This is a genomic window from Rathayibacter sp. AY1F4, from assembly GCF_002931775.1.
Classification (GTDB): domain Bacteria; phylum Actinomycetota; class Actinomycetes; order Actinomycetales; family Microbacteriaceae; genus Rathayibacter.
In genome coordinates this window covers 36,395-55,248 of the sequence record NZ_PSVE01000008.1, presented here as the reverse complement: position 1 = coordinate 55,248, position 18,854 = coordinate 36,395, and the positions used below count along the sequence as shown (strand labels likewise).

Sequence of the window (18,854 nt, the reverse complement as noted above, 5' to 3'; positions counted from 1 at the left end):
ACGGACTCGTCTCGTGTTCTCGTGCAAAAGGGGGACCATCCATCGTACCGCAGCGAGGCGTCCGCACGGCGAAGGGCCCCGGATCCCCGCTCCGGAGGGCTCCGAGGAGCGCTCCAGGCGGGGCCGGGGCCCAGGTGACGGTCGGTCAGACCGCGAACTCGATGCCGGCGCCGGGGATGGCGTCGAGCAGCTCGCGGGTGTACTCCTGCTGCGGCGAGTCGAACACGGTGTCCGTCGGGGCGTGCTCGACGATCCTGCCCTTCTGCATCACGCAGACGTCGTCGGCGATCACGCGGACCACCGCCAGGTCGTGCGTGATGAACAGGTAGGTCAGCCCGAGCTCGGCCTGCAGGTCGGCGAGGAGGCGGAGGATCTGCGCCTGGACGAGGACGTCCAGAGCCGACACGGCCTCGTCGAGCACCACGATCTCCGGCTTCAGCGCGAGCGCGCGGGCGATCGCCACGCGCTGGCGCTGGCCGCCGGAGAGCTCGTTCGGGTACCGGCTCGCGATCACGCGCGGGAGGGACACCTGGTCGAGCAGCTCGAGGACGCGCTCGCGCTGCGACGTCCGGTCGCCGACCTTGTGCACCCGCAGCGGCTCCGAGATGGTGTTGCCGATGTTGTGCAGCGGGTCGAGCGAGCCGTACGGGTCCTGGAACACCGGCTGCATGGAGCGCCGGAGCGCCAGCATGTCGCGGCCCTTGAGCTTCTCGGTCCGGCGGCCCGCGATCGAGATCGCGCCGGACGTCGCCGTCTCGAGGCCCAGCACCAGGCGGGCGATCGTCGACTTGCCCGAGCCGGACTCGCCCACGAGCGCCGTGGTGGTGCCCTTCGGGATCGAGAACGACACGTTGTCGACGGCCGTGAAGTCCTCGGCCTTCAGGCCGCCGCGGCGGATCTTGAAGACCTTGGTGAGGCCGTCGACCTCGATCATCGGGGCGCCCGAGGCGACCGCGCCGGCGTGGTGCGCGGCGCCCGCGCCGACCAGGTCGACCTCGCGGACGGCCTCCGGCTCGCCGGGGACCGACTCCACGGCCCGGCCGGCCGTCGACTGGATGCGGCGCGACGCGAGGCTGGGCGCCGCCGCGATCAGGCGCTGCGTGTAGGGGTGCTGCGGGTTCTGCAGCACCTCCACCGAGGCGCCGGACTCGACGATGCGGCCCTTGTACATGACGATGAGCTTCTCGGCGCGCTCGGCGGCGAGGCCCAGGTCGTGCGTGATGAAGAGCAGCGCGGTGCCGTCGGTCTTCGTCAGCGTCTCGAGGTGGTCGAGGATCCGGCGCTGGACCGTGACGTCGAGCGCCGAGGTGGGCTCGTCGGCGATCAGCAGCTGGGGAGCCGCGGCCAGGCCGATGCCGATCAGCACGCGCTGGCGCATCCCGCCCGAGAACTGGTGCGGGAACTGCTTGAGGCGCTTCTCCGCGTCGGCGAGGCCCGCGTTCTGAAGGACCTCGATCGCCTTGGCGCGCACCTCCTTGCGACCGGTCGCGAGGCCGTTGGCCTTGATGGTCTCCTCGACCTGGAAGCCGACCGACCACACGGGGTTCAGGTTCGACATCGGGTCCTGCGGGACGTAGCCGATCCGGCGGCCGCGGATGTCCTCGAGCTCGGTCCTCGTCGCCTTCGCGAGGTCCTTGCCGTCGAACAGCACGGAGCCGGCGGTGACCTGGCCGGTGCCGGGGAGCAGGCCGATGATCGCGGCGGCGGTCGTCGACTTGCCGGAGCCCGACTCCCCCACGATCGCGACGGTCTGGCCGTGCTCGATCGTGAGGCTCACGCCGCGGAGGGCGGGGACCAGTCCGCTGCCGGTCTGGAAGCCGACCTCGAGGTCGGTGACCTCGAGCAGCGGCCCCTGCGGTGCGTTCGGTGTCGTGGCGGTCATCGGAGGGCCCTCGCCTTCGGGTCGAGCGCGTCGCGGAGCGACTCGCCGAGGAGGATGAAGCTCAGCACCGTGACCGTCAGGGCGATCGACGGGTAGATCAGCGTCTGCGGGTTGGTGCGCAGATCGCGCTGGGCCTGGCTGATGTCGTTGCCCCACGACATGACCGAGCCGGGCAGGCCGACGCCGAGGAACGACAGCGTCGCCTCCGCGGTGATGGCCGCGCCGAGCGAGATCGTCGTGACGACGATGACGGGAGCGATCGAGTTCGGCAGCACGTGCCGGAACAGGATCGCCATGCGCGAGAGGCCGGTCGCGGTGGCGGCGCCGACGAAGTCGGCCTGCTTCACGCGGAGGACCTCGGAGCGCAGGACGCGCGCCGTCGTCGGCCAGGCGAACGCGCCGATCGCCAGGGCGATGACGAACACGTTCCGGTAGGCCGAGAAGACGGACATGATGACGACCGCGGCGAGGATGTAGGGGATCGAGAAGAAGATGTCGCCGAGGCGCATGATCACGGTGTCGACCCAGCCGCCGAAGAAGCCGGCCAGCGCGCCGCCGATGACGCCGGAGACCGTCGTGATCACGATCACGATGAGGCCGACGGTCAGCGACGTGGACGTGCCGTGGATGATCCGCGAGAAGACGTCGCAGCCCTGCTTGGTGTAGCCGAGCAGGCTGCCGTCGCCGGGGCCCTGGTTGCTGAACGAGAGCGCGCACTGGCGGGGGTCCACCGAGGTGAACAGGCCCGGGAACAGCGCGACGGCGATGATGACGAGGATCAGGATGCCCGAGATCCAGAACATGGGCCGCTTGCGCAGGTCGCGCCACGCGTCGGTCCAGAGGTTGCTGGGCTTCTCGTCGAGGCTGACGGCGTCGACCGACGCGATCGGCGTCTCCTCGAGCGGGGCCACGAAGTGGTCGATGCGGCGGGCCTTCTGCGCGCCGCCGGTGGACTCATTTGGCATAGCGGATCCTCGGGTCGAGTACGGCGTAGAGCAGGTCGACGAGGATGTTCACCACGAGGTAGAACAGCACCATGACCGTGACGAAGGAGACGACGGTCGGCCGCTCACCTCGGATGATCGCCTGATAGAGCGTGTTCCCGACTCCGGGAACGTTGAAGATGCCCTCGGTCACGGTCGCGCCGACGATCAGGAGGCCGAAGTCGGCTCCGAACTGCGTCGTGACCGGGATGAGCGAGTTGCGCAGGACGTGCACGGGGATGACGCGGCGTCGCGAGAGCCCCTTGCTGTACGCGGTGCGGACGAAGTCCGAGCCGGCCGTCTCGATGACCGAGCCGCGCGTGAGGCGGATGGCCGAGGCGACCACGAACAGAGCGAGCACGATCGCGGGCAGCAGCAGCCTCTGGAACGACGCGTCGGCTCCGACGGTCGGAGGGAACCATCCCAGCTGGATCGCGAAGAAGGACTGCGCGATGAAGCAGAGCACGAAGATCGGCACCGACACGAGCAGGAGGCTGACGACCAGCGCGCTCGCGTCGAAGAAGCTGCCCTTGCGCAGACCGCTGATGAGACCGATGGTCAGCGCGACGACGATCTCGATGACGATCGCCATCATGGCGAGCGTCAGGGTGACCGGGAAGGTGCGGGCGAGGATCTCGTTGACGGACTGGCCGGAGAACGAGATGCCGAAGTCGCCGCGGACGACGCCTCCCAGGTAGTACAGGTACTGGACGAAGAAGGGCTCGTTCAGGTGGTACTGCTCCTCGAGGCGGGCGAGGAGTGCGGGGCTCGGCGTCTTGTCGCCGAAGAGCGACAGGAGCGGGTTCCCCGGCATGGAGAAGACCATGAAGTAGATGAGGAACGTGGTGCCGATGAGCACGGGGACGGCTTGCAGGATGCGTCGGACGATGTAGGCGAGCATGTCAGCCCAGCCGGTTCCGGAGTCGCATGGATGGGGACCTCATTCGATTGTGACCGAAACAGGGCGCTCCGCCCGTGCCGTGACCTGGTGGCCGACGGCACGGGCGAAGCGCCCCAGTGGTTCGAGCTTAGTTCTTGGTGATCTCGTAGTAGAGCGGCACCGAGTTCCAGCCGAACTCGACGTTCGACACGCCCTCGCCGTAGCCGCCGGTCACGTTCGCGTACCACAGGGGCAGCGACGGGAGGTCCTTCAGGAGGATCTCCTGGGCCTGCTGGAACGTCTTGTTCGCAGCGTCGGCGTCGGCGTCCGACAGGCCCTGCTGGAGCAGGGTGTCGAACTCGGGGTTCGAGTAGTCGCCGTCGTTGGACGAGGCGCCGGTCACGTAGAGCGGTCCGAGGAAGTTGTAGAGGCTCGGGTAGTCGGCCTGCCATCCGGTGCGGAACGCGGTCTCGATCGAGCGGTCGACGATCTTGGTGCGCGCCTCGGCGAAGGTCGGGTACGCGTCGCCCTCGGCGTCGATGCCCAGCGTGTTCTTGATCGAGTTGGTCACCGCGTCGACCCAGCCCTGGTGGCCGCCGTCGGCGTTGTAGGCGATCTTGAAGGTGCCGTCCCAGGGGCTGATCGCGTCGGCCTGAGCCCACAGCGCCTTGGCCTCGTCGGGGTTGTACTCGAGCACGTCGGCGCCGGAGAGGGCGTCGCTGTAGCCGTCGATCACCGGGGAGGTGAAGTCGGAGGCCGGGGTGCGGGTGCCCTCGAAGATCACGTCGGTGATCTCCTTGCGGTCGAAGGACATCGAGATCGCCTGGCGGCGGAGCTTGCCCTCCTCGCCGTCGAAGTGCGGGAGACGGCCCGGGATGGTGAAGGACTGGAACACGGCCGAGGGCTGGTTCACGGCGCGGTCGCCGAGGTCGCTCTCGAAGGTGCCGAAGGCGGAGTCCGGGATCTGGTCGATCACGTCGACGTTGCCGCCGAGGAGGTCGGCGTAGGAGGCGTCCTGGGTGGCGTAGAAGACGATCTTCAGGCCGCCGTTCTGGGCCTCGCGGGGGCCGGTGTACTCGTCGTTCTTGACGAGCTCGATCTGGACGTCGTGCTGCCACGCGTCGTCGCCGTCGAGCTTGTACGGGCCGTTGCCGATCGGGTTCTCACCGAAGGCGGCCATGTCGTCGAACGCGGCGGCGGGCAGCGGGTAGTACGCCGAGTAGCCGAGGCTGATCGGGAAGTCCGACTGGGGGGACTTGAGCGCGACGGTGAAGGTGGTGTCGTCCACGGCCTTGAGGCCGGTGAGCTCGCTGTCCTCGGTGTCGCTGAAGCCCTCGAAGTTCGAGAAGAACGACGCGCTGAGCTGGTTGTTCGACAGCTTGGCGCCGTAGTTCCAGGCGTCGATGAACGAGCTGGAGGTGACCGGGTCGCCGTTCGTGAAGGTCAGGCCCGACTTGATTTTGATCGTGTAGTTCTGCGCGTCGTCCGACTCGATGGACTCGGCGACGTCGTTCTCGGGGGCGCCCTTGGCGTCGTAGTAGACCAGGCCCGCGAAGATCTCGTCGAGGATCTTGCCGCCGCCCACCTCGTTGGTGTTCGTCGGGATCAGCGGGTTCTGCGGCTCGGAGCCGTTCGTGGAGATGATCGCGGCGGCGTCGCCTCCCGATGCACCTCCGCCCGAGTCGTTCGAGCTGCTGCAGCCGGCCAGGACCAGCGTGCTCGCGGCGACGAGCGCCAGAGCCCCGAATCCGTAACGTCTGATGTTCACTATTCCTCCAGTGATGTGGGGGCGCGCGAGAAGTGGTTTCCCTGACGCGTGGAGTGCCGTGCGCGTGGCGACGGCGGCGGCGCACGAGACTGGTGGCCGTCGCGCGGATGCCTTCAACGAGACTATGTATTCGCCCGCTATCTGCACAAAAGCATGTGGCAACCGTTACACAGCGGTAACCGGGAGGTGGAATCCTTGCGCTGTTCTGCACGAAACGTGCGTGCCGGGCGGCCGTCGCGCAACACATCGACTTCAGAGGAGACGCACGGAGTGTCCATCGACCTGTCAGGATCCGCGCCCGGACGGCGCCGGATCCGCGTCGAGATCCTGCTGGTCCTCGGGCTCTCGCTGGGTGCCTCCGCGGTCTACTCGGTGGTCTCCATCGCCAATCGGCTCACCCGCTCGACCGCACTGGCCGACCAGACCGCGACGATCAACGGCGCCCTCAGCGACCGCCCGGGCTTCGACCTCGTCTACCAGCTGCTCGCGCTCTTCTTCGACCTGGTGCCGGTGGCCCTCTGCGCGTTCCTGCTCTGGCAGAGCTCGGGCCGTCCGCTCGGGCGCCTGGGGCTCGACCTCCGCCGGCCGTTCGCGGACCTGGGGACCGGGACCGTCCTCGCGGTGGCGATCGGCGCGCCGGGCATCGCGCTGTACGCCGTCGGACGCGCGCTGGGCATCACCGTGGCGGTGGTGGCCTCGCCGCTGGACGCGTACTGGTGGACGGTGCCGGTGCTCGTGCTCTCCGCGATCCGGGCGGGAGTGCAGGAGGAGGTCGTCGTGATCGGGTACCTCTTCGCCCGCCTGGGCGATCTGGGCTGGGGGCGGTGGCGGATCCTGGTGACCAGTGCGCTGCTCCGGGGCAGCTACCACCTGTACCAGGGCATCGGGCCCTTCATCGGGAACGTGGTCATGGGCCTGGTGTTCGGACTGTTCTACCAGCGCTTCGGCCGCACCCTGCCCCTGGTGATCGCCCACTCGATCATCGACATCGTCTCGTTCGTCGGGTACCCGCTGGCCGTCGCCCTCTGGCCCGAGCTGTTCGCGCCGCCGGCTCCGCGGACGTGACGTCGGACCGATCGCATCCGAGGAGCCGCAGGACCGCGCCGCGGCTCTCCACTGCCGCGGCGTGACGCCCGCACGGTGGAGCTGCTCGCTCGTCGCGACTCCGTCGAGCCCTGCCGGCACCTCCACCACGCGTTCCACACGGTCGGGCTCCCTCGTGCATCGGAGTCGCCGTGCGCCGTTCCCCCCGGATCGGGAGAACTGCGCCCCACTCCGCGCCTGTGCGGGACCGACGGTGTCCGCAGCCGAGGGTGGGAGATGACAGGACGGGCTCGAGGCTCCGTTCCTGCTCTCTCACCCTCGGTTGCGGACGAGCGCGTGCGGGCGGATCAGGCGAAGGCCTCGATGGGCGGGCAGGCGCAGACGAGGTTGCGGTCGCCGTAGGCCTGGTCGATCCGGCGGACCGGCGGCCAGTACTTGCCGCGCACCAGCGAGCGGACCGGGTAGACGGCCTGCTCGCGGCTGTAGGGGTGCGTCCACTCCTCGGCCGTCAGGCACTCGGCGGTGTGCGGGGCGCCGCGCAGCGGGTTGTCGTCCACCGGCCACTCCCCCGCGCCGACGCGGTCGGCCTCCGCCCGGATCCCGATCATCGCGTCGATGAAGCGGTCGATCTCGGCGAGGTCCTCGCTCTCCGTCGGCTCGACCATCAGGGTCCCGGCGACGGGGAAGCTCATGGTCGGGGCGTGGAAGCCGTAGTCGACGAGGCGCTTGGCGACGTCGTCCACGGTCACTCCGGTCGCCGCCGTCAGCGGACGGATGTCGAGGATGCACTCGTGGGCGACGAGCCCGTTGTCCCCCGTGTAGAGCACCGGGTAGTGCTCGCGGAGGCGCGCGGCGACGTAGTTGGCCGAGAGGACGGCCGCCCCGGTCGCGGCCCGCAGGCCCTCCTCGCCCATCATCCGGGCGTACGCCCACGAGATCGGCAGGATGCCGGGGCTGCCGTAGGGCGCTGCCGACACCGGTGCGCCGCCGTGGACGATCCGCTCGCCCTGCGTGCCCACGCCGTGCTCGAGCCGCTGCGCGAGCGGGTGACCGGGCAGGAACGGCGCGAGGTGCGCCTTCGCGGCGACGGGACCGACGCCGGGACCGCCTCCGCCGTGCGGGATGCAGAACGTCTTGTGCAGGTTGAGGTGCGAGACGTCGCCGCCGAAGTCTCCGAAGCGGGCGAAGCCCAGAAGCGCGTTGAGGTTCGCGCCGTCCACGTACACCTGTCCGCCGGCCTCGTGGACGAGGCGGCAGATCTCGGCGACCTCGTGCTCGTAGACGCCGTGGGTCGACGGGTAGGTGATCATCAGCGCTGCGAGGGAGCCCGCGTGCTCGGCGATCTTCGCCCGGAGGTCGTCCAGGTCGACGTTGCCGAGCTCGTCGCAGGCCACGACGACGACGCGCATGCCGGCGAGGACCGCGCTCGCGGCGTTGGTGCCGTGGGCGCTCGAGGGGATCAGGCAGACCGTGCGGTCCTCGTCGCCGTTCGACCGGTGCCAGCCGCGGATCGCCAGCAGGCCCGCGAGCTCGCCCTGCGAGCCGGCGTTGGGCTGGAGCGACACGGAGTCGTAGCCGGTGAGGTGGGCGAGCCACCCCTCCAGCTGGTCGATCAGCGCCAGGGAGCCCTGCACGTCCGCCTCGGGTGCGAACGGGTGCAGGTCCGCGAACTCGGGCCAGCTGACCGCCTCCATCTCGGTGGCGGCGTTGAGCTTCATGGTGCAGGAGCCGAGCGGGATCATGCCGCGGTCCAGCGCGTAGTCCGAGTCGGCGAGGCGCTTGAGGTAGCGCATCATCGAGGTCTCGCTGTGATGGCTGCTGAAGACCGGGTGCACGAGGAACGGCGTGCGGCGGTCGAGCTCGGCGGGGATGCTCCGCGCGGAGCCGCCGAGGAAGCCGAACGACGAGTCCAGCTGCCCGACGGCGGTCGCGACGGCGATCACCTCGAGGTCGGTGACCGTCTCGTCGATCGACACCGAGACCGTGTCGGCGTCGACCAGGCGCACGTCGAAACCGGCCTGGCGGGCGCGGGAGACCGCCGCCTCCGCGCCGCCGGGCACGACGACCGAGACGGTGTCGAAGAAGTCGGCGTGCCGGAGGGAGTGGCCCCGGTCGAGGAGGAGGCGCGCGAGGAGCGCGGCCCGGCCGTGCACGCGCTCGGCGATCGCGGCGAGCCCGTCCGGCCCGTGATAGACCGCGTACATCGCCGCCATGACGGCCAGGAGGACCTGCGCGGTGCAGATGTTGGAGGTCGCCTTCTCGCGGCGGATGTGCTGCTCGCGGGCCTGGAGGGACAGGCGGTAGGCGGGGTGGCCGTCCGCATCCTGGCTGACGCCGACGAGGCGGCCGGGCAGCTGGCGCTCGAGTCCCTTGCGGACGGCGAGGTAGCCGGCGTGCGGTCCTCCGAAGCCCAGCGGGACGCCGAAGCGCTGCGTGGTGCCGACGGCGACGTCCGCGCCGAGCTCGCCCGGCGAGCGCACCAGGGTCAGCGCGAGCAGGTCGGCGGCGACGACCGCCAGGCCTCCGTGGGCCTTCACCGCGGCGAGCACCGCCGACGGGTCCCAGAGGTGCCCGGACGCGCCGGGGTACTGCACGAGGGCGCCGAAGCACTCCGGCACCTCCGCCGCGGCGGTGCGCGAGAGCGGGAGCTCGACGATGCGGATGCCGACGGCCTCCGCGCGGCCGCGCAGCAGCGCGAGGGTCTGCGGGAGAGCGTCGGAGTCGACGACGAAGACGTCGGTGCGCGCCTTCGAGGCGCGGCGCGCGAGCAGCATCGCCTCGACGACGGCGGTGCCCTCGTCGAGCATCGACGCGCCGGCCGTGTCGAGGCCGGTGAGGTCGGAGACCATCGTCTGGAAGTTGATCAGCGCCTCCAGGCGCCCCTGCGAGATCTCGGGCTGGTACGGCGTGTAGGCCGTGTACCAGCTGGGGTTCTCGAGCACGTTGCGCTTGATCACGGCGGGGGTGTGCGTGCCGTAGTAGCCGAGGCCGATCATCGGCCGACGCACCGTGTTCTTCGCGGCGAGTGCGCGCAGCTCGGCGAGCGCCTCCGTCTCGGTGGCCGGAGCGGGCAGCACCTGCGGGAGGTCGCGGACGTGGATCGACTCGGGGACGGCGGCGGTGACGAGCTCCTCCACGGAGTCGTAGCCGAGAGCCGCGAGCATGGTGCGCTGCGCGTCGGCGTCGGTCCCGATGTGGCGGGACTCGAAGGCGCCGGGGGTCCTGGTGGCCGCCATCTACTCGCCGACCAGCTCGGTGTAGGCGGCCGAGTCGAGGAGGCCGTCGGGCAGGGCGTCGAAGCGGACCCGGATCAGCCACCCCTCGCCGAACGGATCGGAGTTGACGAGCTCGGGGCTGTCGACGACGGCCGTGTTGGCCTCGAGGACCTCGCCGTCGACGGGGGCGAACAGCTCGCCCACCGACTTGGTCGACTCGATCTCGCCGACGACGCTGCCGCCCTCGACGCGGGCTCCCGCCTCGGGGAGCTCGACGAAGACGACGTCGCCCAGCTTGTCCGCGGCGTAGGCGGTGATGCCGACGGTCGCGACCTCTCCGTCGACCCGGATCCACTCGTGGTCGGAGGTGTACTGCAGCTCGGTGGGCACGGCCATGTCAGTTCTTCTTTCTCGAGTAGAAGGGGAGCTCGGTGACGGTCATCGGGAGGCGCGTGCCGCGGATGTCGACGGCGAGCGCCGTCCCGGGCTGCGCGGAGGCGGGGGCGACGTAGGCCATCGCGATCGGGACGCCCAGGGTCGGAGAGAGGACGCCGCTGGTGACCACTCCGACCTCGTCGTCGCCGGAGAGGACGGTGTAGTCGGCGCGGGCGGCGCGGCGGCCCTCGCCGACGAGCCCGACGAGCACGGGAGCGTCTCCGGAGGGACCTTCCTCGCTGGCCGCGCGGCCGACGAAGTCGATCGGCTTCCCGAAGGCGACGACGCGGCCGAGGCCGGCCTGTGCGGGGAAGACGTCGCGGGAGAGCTCGTGGCCGTAGAGCGGCATGCCCGCCTCGAGGCGGAGGGTGTCGCGGGCGGCGAGGCCGGCGGGGACGAGGCCCGCTCCGGCGCCGGTCTCGGCGAGCGCCTGCCAGAGCGCGGGGGCGGAGTCGGGCGAGACGTAGATCTCGAAGCCGTCCTCGCCCGTGTACCCGGTGCGCGCGATCAGGATCGGGTGCGCCTCGAAGGTCGCGGGCACGGCGCGGTAGTAGCGCAGCTCCGCGAGCAGGCGGGCGGCGTCGTCCGTGTCGAGCACCGACTCCGCTCCCCGCTCGGTCTCGACGGCGAGGCCCTGGACGTTCTGCAGGATCTCGAGCGAGCGCGGTCCCTGCAGCGCGATGAGGGCGACGTCGTCGCTCTCGTCGAACAGGTCGCACTCGAACATCGCGGTGCGGTCGCGGAGCGTCTCGACGACGATGTGGCGGTTGGCCGCGTTCGCGACGACCATGAAGCGGTCCTCGCCCGTGCGGTAGACGACGAGGTCGTCGATCACGCCGCCCGTGCGCTCCAGGAGGAGGGTGTACTTCGCGCGGCCGGCGGCGACGGCCGAGATGTCGCTCGCCAGCGCGTAGTCGAGGGCGTCGACCGCCTCGGGGCCGACGACGAGGATCTCGGCCATGTGCGAGAGGTCGAAGAGGCCGGCGGCGGTGCGCACGGCGTGGTGCTCGGCGAGGTCGCCGGAGTAGCGGACCGGCATCTGCCACCCGGCGAAGTCGGTGAAGGACGCGCCGGCGGCGACGTGCACGTCGTGCAGGGGCGAGTAGCGGGCTTCGGGGCTGGTCGTCGGGGTCTCGGACATGAGTTCTCCATTTCGTCGCAGTGCTGGACTCGCGCCGCGTTCGCGGCAGAGCACAGCAGTGCCGTGGGAACTCCCCCTCTGTCGTGGAGCCTGAGAGATTCGCGCCGCCCCGAGGGGTCGAGCGCTTTCACCATGGGCGGATCCGAGCGGATCGCTTTCCAGAGTGGCCAGTTCGACGCGGTACAAGACCTGAGAGATTGGCGGGGAGGCTTGCTCCTTCGGTGCCGACCGGAGTCGGCTCTCCCGCGTCGCGTATTGCGGCCCGGTATTCGGTTGTGCGGTCAGCCTAGCGGTGAGGGCGGACCCTGCGCGGCGTGTCGCCTCTTCCGCTAGGTGTTCAGGTGTTCGTGACACTAAGGTGATCCCAGCACTTACAGTCGGTGCGACTCTTAGTAGGGGGCATCGGATGCCGGACGTGCAGCTCGCCGTGTCGACGGTGATCTTCGCCCTACGGCCGCACCCGGAGACCGGAGCGAGCACCGTCTGGATCCCCGTCGTCAGGCGCATCCGCGAGCCGTTCGAGGGACTCTGGGCACTGCCCGGCGGACCGCTGCATCCGGACGAGGATCTCGCCGAGTCGGCCCGCCGCACTCTCCGCGAGACCACGGGCCTGGCTCCGCGCTACCTCGAGCAGCTCTACGCCGTCGGCGGCACCGACCGCTCCCCTGGCGAGGACCGCGTCGTGTCGATCGTCTACTGGGCGCTCGTGCGCTCCGCCGAGGCCGACGAGGCCATCGTGGGAGAGAACGTCGCCTGGCTCTGCACCGATCTGCCGCTCGAGCTCGCCTTCGACCACGGACTGATCGTCGACTACGCCCTCTGGCGCCTGCGCAACAAGATGGAGTACTCCCGCATCGCGCAGGCCTTCCTCGGCGGCGCCTTCACCCTGTCCCAGCTGCGGGAGGTCCACGAAGCCGTCCTGCAGAAGCCCCTCGACCCGGCCAACTTCCGCCGGACGATCGAGAGCTCCGGCACCGTGGTGCCCACCGGGGAGCGCCTGACGGGCACCCGCCACCGTCCCCCGCGCCTCTACCGCTACGACGAGTCGGCGGCGCTCGTCGACAACGGCCCGCTGCCCGTCTGAGCGCGCCGCCCGACTCCCCCACCCGCCTCACGAGGAGAACACCGTGACATCCGTCGACAGCACCATCCGGCTCATCGAGGGCGGCTCCGCGCCCGGCGCCACCTGCGCGCCCGAGCTCGCGGAGGCCCCCTGGTCGTTCGACCTCGGCCTGCCCGCCTACGGGCCCGGCGCCTCCCAGGCCGACCCGATCCCGGCCGACGCCCCGGTCCAGGGCCGTCTGCCGGAGGAGTACACGACGGCGAGCGCCGACGAGCTGCACCACCGCATCCTCGCGGCGAAGGAGACGCTCGGCGAGCGGGTCGTCGTGCTCGGGCACTTCTACCAGCGGGACGAGGTGGTGCAGTACGCCGACTACGTGGGCGACTCGTTCCAGCTGGCGAAGGCGGCGACGAGCCGGCCCGACGCCGAGGCCATCGTCTTCTGCGGCGTGCACTTCATGGCGGAGACGGCCGACATCCTCTCCGGACCGGAGCAGGCCGTGATCCTCCCGAACCTGGCGGCCGGCTGCTCGATGGCGGACATGGCCGACATCGACTCCGTCGAGGACGCCTGGGCCGAGCTCACCGAGCTCTACGGCACCGAGCCGGACGCCGACGGCCGCGTGCCGCTCGTCCCGGTCACGTACATGAACTCCTCCGCCGCGCTGAAGGCGTTCTGCGGCCGCAACGGAGGCGTGGTCTGCACCTCCTCGAACGCGGCGACCGTGCTCGAGGACGCGTTCGCGCGCGGGCAGCGGGTGCTGTTCTTCCCCGACCAGCACCTCGGCCGCAACACCGCGAAGGCGATGGGCGTGCCGCTGGAGCGGATGCCGATGTGGAACCCGCGGAAGCCGCAGGGCGGCTCCGACACTGCGACGCTCCTGGACGCGCAGGTGATCCTCTGGCACGGCTTCTGCTCGGTGCACAAGCGCTTCACGACGGCCCAGATCGCGAAGGCGCGCGCCGAGCACCCGGGCGTGCGCGTGATCGTGCACCCGGAGTGCCCGATGGCGGTCGTCGACGCGGCCGACGAGTACGGCTCGACCGACTACATCGTGAAGGCGATCCAGGCGGCACCCGCGGGATCGACCTTCGCGATCGGCACCGAGATCAACCTGGTGCAGCGCCTCGCCGTCCAGTACCCGCAGCACACGATCTTCTGCCTCGACGACGTGGTCTGCCCCTGCTCGACCATGTACCGCATCCACCCCGGCTACCTCGCCTGGGTGCTCGAGGGGCTGGTCGCGGGGACGGTGCTCAACCGGATCGAGGTCGCGGAATCGGTGCAGGCCGAGGCGCGCATCGCCCTCGAGCGGATGCTCGCGGCCGTTCCGCCCGCCGGGCCGGCGGCGGTCTGACATGGCGCGGGTCGTCGTCGTCGGCAGCGGCATCGCCGGGCTGGTCGCCGCGGTGACGGCGCAGCGCCGCCACGAGGTGCTGCTCGTCACCAAGGGCGCGCTGGCGGAGTCGTCGACGCGCGCCGCGCAGGGCGGGATCGCCGCGGTCACGGCGCCGGGCGACTCCGTGGCGCTGCACGTGGAGGACACGCTCACCGCCGGTGCGGGCCTCGCCGTGCGCTCGGCGGTCGAGGTGCTCTGCGCCGAGGGGCCGGAGGCGGTCGCGGTGCTGCAGGAGTGGGGTGTCGGCTTCGACCGCGAGGGCGGCGAGCTGGCGCGGGGACTCGAGGGCGCCCACTCGCGTCCGCGGATCCTGCACGCCGGCGGCGACGCGACGGGCGCCGCGATCGAGGCCGCGCTCGTGGCGGCGGTGCGGGGCTCGTCCGTCGAGGTGCGCGAGCACGCCGCCCTGGTCGACCTGGTGCGGGAGGGCGGCTCGGTCACGGGCGCCGACGTCCTGCACGACGGCGTGCTCGAGCGCCTGACGGCCGACGCGGTCGTGCTGGCCACGGGAGGCGCCGGGCAGCTCTACCGGCACACCACCAATCCGTCCGTCGCGACCGGGGACGGGCTGGCCGCCGCACTGCGGGCGGGAGCGGAGACGGCGGACCTGGAGTTCTACCAGTTCCACCCGACCACGCTCGCGCTGCCGGGCGGCTTCCTCGTCTCGGAGGCGGTGCGCGGCGAGGGCGCGGTGCTGCGCGACGCCGCGGGCCAGCGGTTCCTGGCCGGGGTGCACCCCGAGGCCGAGCTGGCGCCGCGCGACGTCGTGGCGCGCGCGATCGCGGAGCGGATGCGGCTGCAGGGCGGGCTGCCCGTGCACCTGGACGCCCGGGCGATCGACCCCGAGGTGCTGGCGAAGAGGTTCCCGACGATCTCGGCGGCCTGCCGCGAGAACGGGCTCTCGCTCGCCGACGACCTGCTGCCCGTGACTCCGGCCGCGCACTACTGGATGGGCGGGATCGCGACCGACCTGGACGGGCGCACCAGCCTCCCCGGGCTGCTCGCAGTGGGCGAGGTCGCCCGCACCGGCGTTCACGGCGCGAACCGCCTCGCCTCCAACAGCCTCCTCGAGGGCGTCGTGTTCGCGCGCCGCGCGGCGCTCGCCCTCGACTCCCTCCCGTGGAGCGGCGGCCCGGTCGCCCCTCCCCGCGCCGTCGTCCCGATGACGCTCGACCGCACCGCTCTCCAGGACGCGATGTGGGCGGGAGCCGGCCTCTCCCGGGACGCGGCGGGGCTCACCGCGGCGCGCGACGCACTCGTCGCCTCCGCCTCGCCCGCTCCGCTCGGACTGAGGACGCTCGAGGACGCGAACCTGCTGACCTGCGCCCTCGCTCTCATCGACGCCGCGCTCGCGCGCACGCACTCCGTCGGCGCCCACCACCGCACCGACTCCCCCGACCCCGCGACGGCGAGCGCCGCCGCCCCCACCAGAGAGGCGGCCCTTCCGTGCTGACCCGCCAGAGCATCGACCGCGTCGTCACCCTCGCCCTCGAGGAGGACGCGCCCTGGGGCGACCTGACCTCCGACACCCTCCTCCCCGCGGACGCCACCGCGAGCGCCGCCCTCGTGGCCCGCGAGCCCGGCGTCTTCAGCGGCGGCGCCGTCCTCGTCGGCACGATGCGGCAGGTCGACTCCCGGATCCGCTGCTCGGTGCTCGTGGAGGACGGCGCGGTCTTCGAGGCCGGGCAGACCCTCGCCCGGATCGAGGGCCCCGCGGGCGGCGTGCTCCGCGGCGAGCGGGTCGCGCTCAACCTCGTGCAGCGGATGAGCGGCATCGCCACCCTGACGGCGCAGTACGTCGCCGCGGTGGAGGGGACGCGCGCCCGCATCGTCGACACCCGCAAGACCACGCCGGGCCTGCGCGCGCTCGAGAGGCACGCCGTCCGCAGCGGCGGCGGCCGCAACCACCGCTTCTCGCTCTCGGACGCGGTGCTGGCGAAGGACAACCACCTCGCGGTGCTCGCCGCGCGCGGGATCGACCTGACCGCGGCCCTGCGGGCGGCGCGCGCCTCGATCCCGCACACGGCGCACCTCGAGGTCGAGGTCGACCGGCTCGACCAGATCGAGCCCGCGCTGGCGGGAGGCGCGGACACGATCATGCTCGACAACTTCACCCCCGAGCTGCTCCGCCAGGGCGTCGCGCTCATCGGCGGGCGGGCCGTGGTCGAGGCGAGCGGCGGCGTCGACCTCACGACCGTGCGCGCGATCGCAGAGGCGGGGGTCGACGTGATCTCCGTCGGCGCGCTCACCCACAGCGTCCGCTCGCTCGACCTCGGCCTGGACATCGCGGTCGAGTGATCTACCTCGACCACGCCGCGACCTCGCCCGTGCGCCGCGAGGTGCTGGAGGCCATGTGGCCTTTCCTCACCGCGGAGTACGGCAACCCGTCGAGCAGCCACTCGCTCGGCGACGCCGCGGCGCGCGCGCTGGAGGCGGCGCGCGCTCACGTGGCCCGCTTCCTCGGCGGCCGCGCCTCCGAGACGCTCTTCACCTCCGGCGGCACGGAGTCGATCAACACGGCGATCAAGGGCCTCGCGCTGGGATCGCCGCGCGGACGGCACCTGGTGATCTCGGCGCTCGAGCACGAGGCGACCGTCGAGTCGGCCGACCACCTCCGGCGCCTGCACGGCTTCGAGGTGTCGACGGCCCCCGTCGACGCGACCGGCCTGCTCGACCTCGACGCGCTCGCCGCGCTGGTCCGGCCGGACACCGCGCTGGTCTCGGTGCTCGCGGCGAGCAACGAGATCGGGACGGTGCAGGACGTGCCGGCGATCGCGGCGCTCTGCCGATCGCGGGGCGTGCCGCTGCACGTGGACGCCGTCCAGGCCGCCGGCTGGCTGGACGTCGCGGGCTGGGGCGCCGACGCGGTCTCGGTCTCCGGGCACAAGCTCGGGGCCCCGAAGGGCGTGGGGGCGCTGCTGCTGCGCAGCCGGCTCCCGTTCGAGCCCCTGCTGCACGGCGGCGGCCAGGAGCGGGAGCGGCGCTCGGGCACCGAGAACGTGGCCTTCGCGGTCGCGCTCGGCACCGCGGTGCGCCTGCTCGATCCGGACCGCGCGGCGCGGGTCGGAGCGGTCCGGGACGCGTTCGCCGAGCGGGTCGCGGCCCTGGCGCCCCGGGCCGTGCCGCTGGGCTCCGCGGCGCATCGGCTCCCCTCGATCGCCGCGTACGCCGTCCCCGGGCGCAGCGGCGAGTCGACGCTCCTCGAGCTGGAGGAGCGCGGCGTCGTCGTCTCGAGCGGCTCGGCGTGCGCCGCCGGGCGCGACGAGCCCTCGCCCGCGCTGCTGGCCCTCGGCCTCGACCCCGACGTCGCCCGGACCGCCGTGCGGTTCAGCTTCGGCGAGGGCGCCACGCTCGAGGAGGCCGAGGCCGCGTCCTCCGCGCTCTCCGCGGTCCTCCCCTGAGACCTCTCGCAGCGGATCCCCGTCGATCGGGAATGTCCGGGGCGTCCGCCGCTGTTCTCCCTCCGTACCCCGCATCCGCGCCCGCGAGTCGAGCCGTCGATGCGCCCCTCACACCGATCCCCCTCACGACCGGAGAACACCTGTGACCGAGCGCAGCACCCTTCCCGCCGCGCGGCCCGCCGCACCCGCCGCCGCCACGACCCTCGAGCCGCGCAGCCGCCTGGTCATCAGCCTCCTGCTGGTGTCGGCGTTCGTCGTGATCCTCAACGAGACGATCATGAGCGTGGCGCTGCCCGACCTCATGCGCGACTTCGACGTCGAGGCGCACGTGGGCCAGTGGCTCTCGACCGCCTTCATGCTCACGATGGCCGTCGTCATCCCGATCACGGGCTACCTGATCCAGCGGCTGCACACCCGCACGCTCTTCGCCGCCGCGATGATCCTCTTCAGCCTCGGCACGCTCACCGCCGCGCTCGCCCCGACCTTCGCGGTCCTCCTGGCGGCCCGCGTGGTGCAGGCCGGCGGCACGGCCATCATGATGCCGCTGCTGATGACGACCGTGATGACGCTGGTGCCCCCGGCGATCCGCGGCCGGATGATGGGCAACATCTCGATCGTCATCTCGGTGGCTCCGGCCGTCGGACCGACGATCTCGGGCGTCATCCTCAACTTCCTCGGCTGGCGCTGGATGTTCTGGATCGTGCTGCCGATCGCGATCGGCGCGCTGCTCCTGGGCCTGCGCAAGGTCGAGAACGTCACCGAGCCCCGCTCCATCCCGATCGACTCGCTCTCGGTCGTCCTCTCGGTCTTCGGCTTCGGCGGCCTCGTCTACGGCCTGTCGAGCCTCGGCGAGGGCGGAGCCGCGGTCGTCGCCCCGTGGATCCCGTTCGTCGTCGCGGGCCTCGGCCTCGCGGGCTTCATCGCGCGCCAGCTGCTGCTGCAGCGCACCGACCGGGCCCTGCTGGACCTCCGGACCTTCTCCTCCGCGAACTTCACCATCGTCATCGCGATGATGGCGGTCAGCATGTCGGCGCTCTTCGGCACGCTGATCCTGCTGCCCCTCTACACGCAGAACGTGCTGGGCCTCACTCCGCTGGAGACCGGGCTGCTCCTGCTCCCCGGCGGGCTGCTGATGGGCCTGCTCGCGCCGTTCGTCGGCCGCGGCTACGACCGCTTCGGCCCGCGCGTGCTGCTCGTGCCCGGCTCGATCGTCGTCGCCGGCGCACTGTGGGGGTACACCCTGCTCGCGGCGGACTCGTCGCCCTGGTTCGTCCTCTCGCTGCACGTCACCCTCAGCCTGGGCCTCGCCTTCGTCTTCACGCCGCTGTTCACCGCCGGCCTCGGCTCGGTGCGCCCCTCGCTCTACTCGCACGGCAGCGCGATCATCGGCACGGTGCAGCAGCTGGGCGGCGCGGCGGGCACGGCGCTGTTCGTCACCGTCCTCTCGATCCGGTCGGCGGAGCTCGCGCAGGGCGGAGCCGACGAGGTCGCCTCCTACGCCGGCGGCATCCACTCCGCGTTCCTGTGGGGCGCGTCGATCGCGACGGTCGCGATCGTGGCCGCGTTCTTCGTCCGCCGCCCGGCGGAGTCGGACGCGCCGCTCCCGATGGCGCACTGAGCCGGGCGGGCCGACCCCGCCTGTT

The 18,854-nt window shown here is 71.7% G+C and carries 14 protein-coding genes and 1 riboswitch; of the genes, 7 read left to right on the top strand and 7 right to left on the bottom strand.

Features of this window, described 5'->3' with window-relative positions:
* Positions 1-145: 145 nt before the first annotated feature.
* The 4 genes from C5C59_RS06750 to C5C59_RS06735 form a co-directional block, all read right to left on the bottom strand.
* Positions 146-1,882, bottom strand: coding sequence for an ABC transporter ATP-binding protein (locus C5C59_RS06750; protein ID WP_104237546.1), 1,737 nt, complete (start codon positions 1,880-1,882; stop codon positions 146-148).
* Positions 1,879-2,847, bottom strand: coding sequence for an ABC transporter permease (locus tag C5C59_RS06745; protein WP_104237545.1), 969 nt, complete (start codon positions 2,845-2,847; stop codon positions 1,879-1,881). Before C5C59_RS06745 ends, C5C59_RS06750 begins: the two co-directional genes overlap by 4 nt.
* Positions 2,837-3,766 (bottom strand): ABC transporter permease, encoded by a 930-nt coding sequence (locus C5C59_RS06740; RefSeq protein ID WP_104222975.1) that lies wholly within the window; start codon positions 3,764-3,766, stop codon positions 2,837-2,839. Before C5C59_RS06740 ends, C5C59_RS06745 begins: the two co-directional genes overlap by 11 nt.
* Positions 3,767-3,893: 127 nt before the next feature.
* The gene (locus C5C59_RS06735; protein WP_104237544.1) at positions 3,894-5,513 is read right to left on the bottom strand and encodes an ABC transporter substrate-binding protein; all 1,620 of its coding nucleotides are present in this window, start codon (positions 5,511-5,513) and stop codon (positions 3,894-3,896) included.
* Positions 5,514-5,783: 270 nt separating this feature from the next.
* Here C5C59_RS06735 and C5C59_RS06730 point away from each other — a divergent pair, with 270 nt between their 5' ends.
* On the top strand, positions 5,784-6,578 hold the full coding sequence (locus tag C5C59_RS06730) for a CPBP family intramembrane glutamic endopeptidase (RefSeq protein WP_258062631.1): 795 nt from the start codon (positions 5,784-5,786) through the stop codon (positions 6,576-6,578).
* A 326-nt stretch (positions 6,579-6,904) separates the two neighbouring features.
* Here C5C59_RS06730 and gcvP read toward each other — a convergent pair whose 3' ends face one another.
* Genes gcvP through gcvT form a run of 3 tightly spaced genes read right to left on the bottom strand, consistent with a single transcriptional unit; the run spans position 6,905 to position 11,348 of the window.
* Positions 6,905-9,793, bottom strand: coding sequence for an aminomethyl-transferring glycine dehydrogenase (gene gcvP, locus C5C59_RS06725; protein ID WP_104237542.1), 2,889 nt, complete (start codon positions 9,791-9,793; stop codon positions 6,905-6,907).
* Positions 9,794-10,168 carry a glycine cleavage system protein GcvH gene (gene gcvH / locus C5C59_RS06720; protein WP_104237541.1) on the bottom strand — a complete coding sequence of 125 codons (375 nt, stop codon included), beginning with the start codon at positions 10,166-10,168 and terminating at the stop codon, positions 9,794-9,796. It lies immediately after the preceding gene.
* Position 10,169: 1 nt separating this feature from the next.
* Complete coding sequence (gcvT, locus tag C5C59_RS06715; protein ID WP_104237540.1) at positions 10,170-11,348, bottom strand: glycine cleavage system aminomethyltransferase GcvT; 1,179 nt, start codon at positions 11,346-11,348, stop codon at positions 10,170-10,172.
* A 168-nt stretch (positions 11,349-11,516) separates the two neighbouring features.
* A riboswitch (glycine riboswitch) is annotated at positions 11,517-11,604 on the bottom strand.
* Positions 11,605-11,754: 150 nt separating this feature from the next.
* On the opposite strand from gcvT, the gene C5C59_RS06710 reads away from it, so the two are divergent.
* The 6 genes from C5C59_RS06710 to C5C59_RS06685 all read left to right on the top strand — a co-directional run bounded on the left by C5C59_RS06710 (position 11,755) and on the right by C5C59_RS06685 (position 18,829).
* Positions 11,755-12,432 (top strand): NUDIX domain-containing protein, encoded by a 678-nt coding sequence (locus C5C59_RS06710; protein WP_104222969.1) that lies wholly within the window; start codon positions 11,755-11,757, stop codon positions 12,430-12,432.
* 43 nt (positions 12,433-12,475) lie between these two features.
* On the top strand, positions 12,476-13,768 hold the full coding sequence (gene nadA, locus C5C59_RS06705; protein ID WP_104222968.1) for a quinolinate synthase NadA: 1,293 nt from the start codon (positions 12,476-12,478) through the stop codon (positions 13,766-13,768).
* A gap of 1 nt (position 13,769) precedes the next feature.
* Positions 13,770-15,263 (top strand): L-aspartate oxidase, encoded by a 1,494-nt coding sequence (gene nadB, locus C5C59_RS06700; protein WP_104237539.1) that lies wholly within the window; start codon positions 13,770-13,772, stop codon positions 15,261-15,263.
* Complete coding sequence (gene nadC, locus C5C59_RS06695; protein WP_104237538.1) at positions 15,257-16,108, top strand: carboxylating nicotinate-nucleotide diphosphorylase; 852 nt, start codon at positions 15,257-15,259, stop codon at positions 16,106-16,108. The genes nadB and nadC overlap by 7 nt, the downstream gene beginning before the upstream one ends.
* Positions 16,105-17,211 carry a cysteine desulfurase family protein gene (locus tag C5C59_RS06690; RefSeq protein ID WP_104237537.1) on the top strand — a complete coding sequence of 369 codons (1,107 nt, stop codon included), beginning with the start codon at positions 16,105-16,107 and terminating at the stop codon, positions 17,209-17,211. The genes nadC and C5C59_RS06690 overlap by 4 nt, the downstream gene beginning before the upstream one ends.
* Before the next feature lie 142 nt (positions 17,212-17,353).
* On the top strand, positions 17,354-18,829 hold the full coding sequence (locus C5C59_RS06685) for a DHA2 family efflux MFS transporter permease subunit (protein WP_104222964.1): 1,476 nt from the start codon (positions 17,354-17,356) through the stop codon (positions 18,827-18,829).
* Positions 18,830-18,854 lie beyond the last annotated feature (25 nt).

Bases quoted from the DNA above. Each gene is read 5' to 3' on its own strand.
- C5C59_RS06750 (WP_104237546.1), bottom strand. From the start codon at position 1,882: ATGACCGCCACGACACCGAACGCACCGCAGGGGCCGCTGCTCGAGGTC.
- C5C59_RS06745 (WP_104237545.1), bottom strand. From the start codon at position 2,847: ATGCCAAATGAGTCCACCGGCGGCGCGCAGAAGGCCCGCCGCATCGAC.
- C5C59_RS06740 (WP_104222975.1), bottom strand. From the start codon at position 3,766: ATGCTCGCCTACATCGTCCGACGCATCCTGCAAGCCGTCCCCGTGCTC.
- gcvP (WP_104237542.1), bottom strand. From the start codon at position 9,793: ATGGCGGCCACCAGGACCCCCGGCGCCTTCGAGTCCCGCCACATCGGG.
- gcvH (WP_104237541.1), bottom strand. From the start codon at position 10,168: ATGGCCGTGCCCACCGAGCTGCAGTACACCTCCGACCACGAGTGGATC.
- gcvT (WP_104237540.1), bottom strand. From the start codon at position 11,348: ATGTCCGAGACCCCGACGACCAGCCCCGAAGCCCGCTACTCGCCCCTG.
- C5C59_RS06710 (WP_104222969.1), top strand. From the start codon at position 11,755: ATGCCGGACGTGCAGCTCGCCGTGTCGACGGTGATCTTCGCCCTACGG.
- nadB (WP_104237539.1), top strand. From the start codon at position 13,770: ATGGCGCGGGTCGTCGTCGTCGGCAGCGGCATCGCCGGGCTGGTCGCC.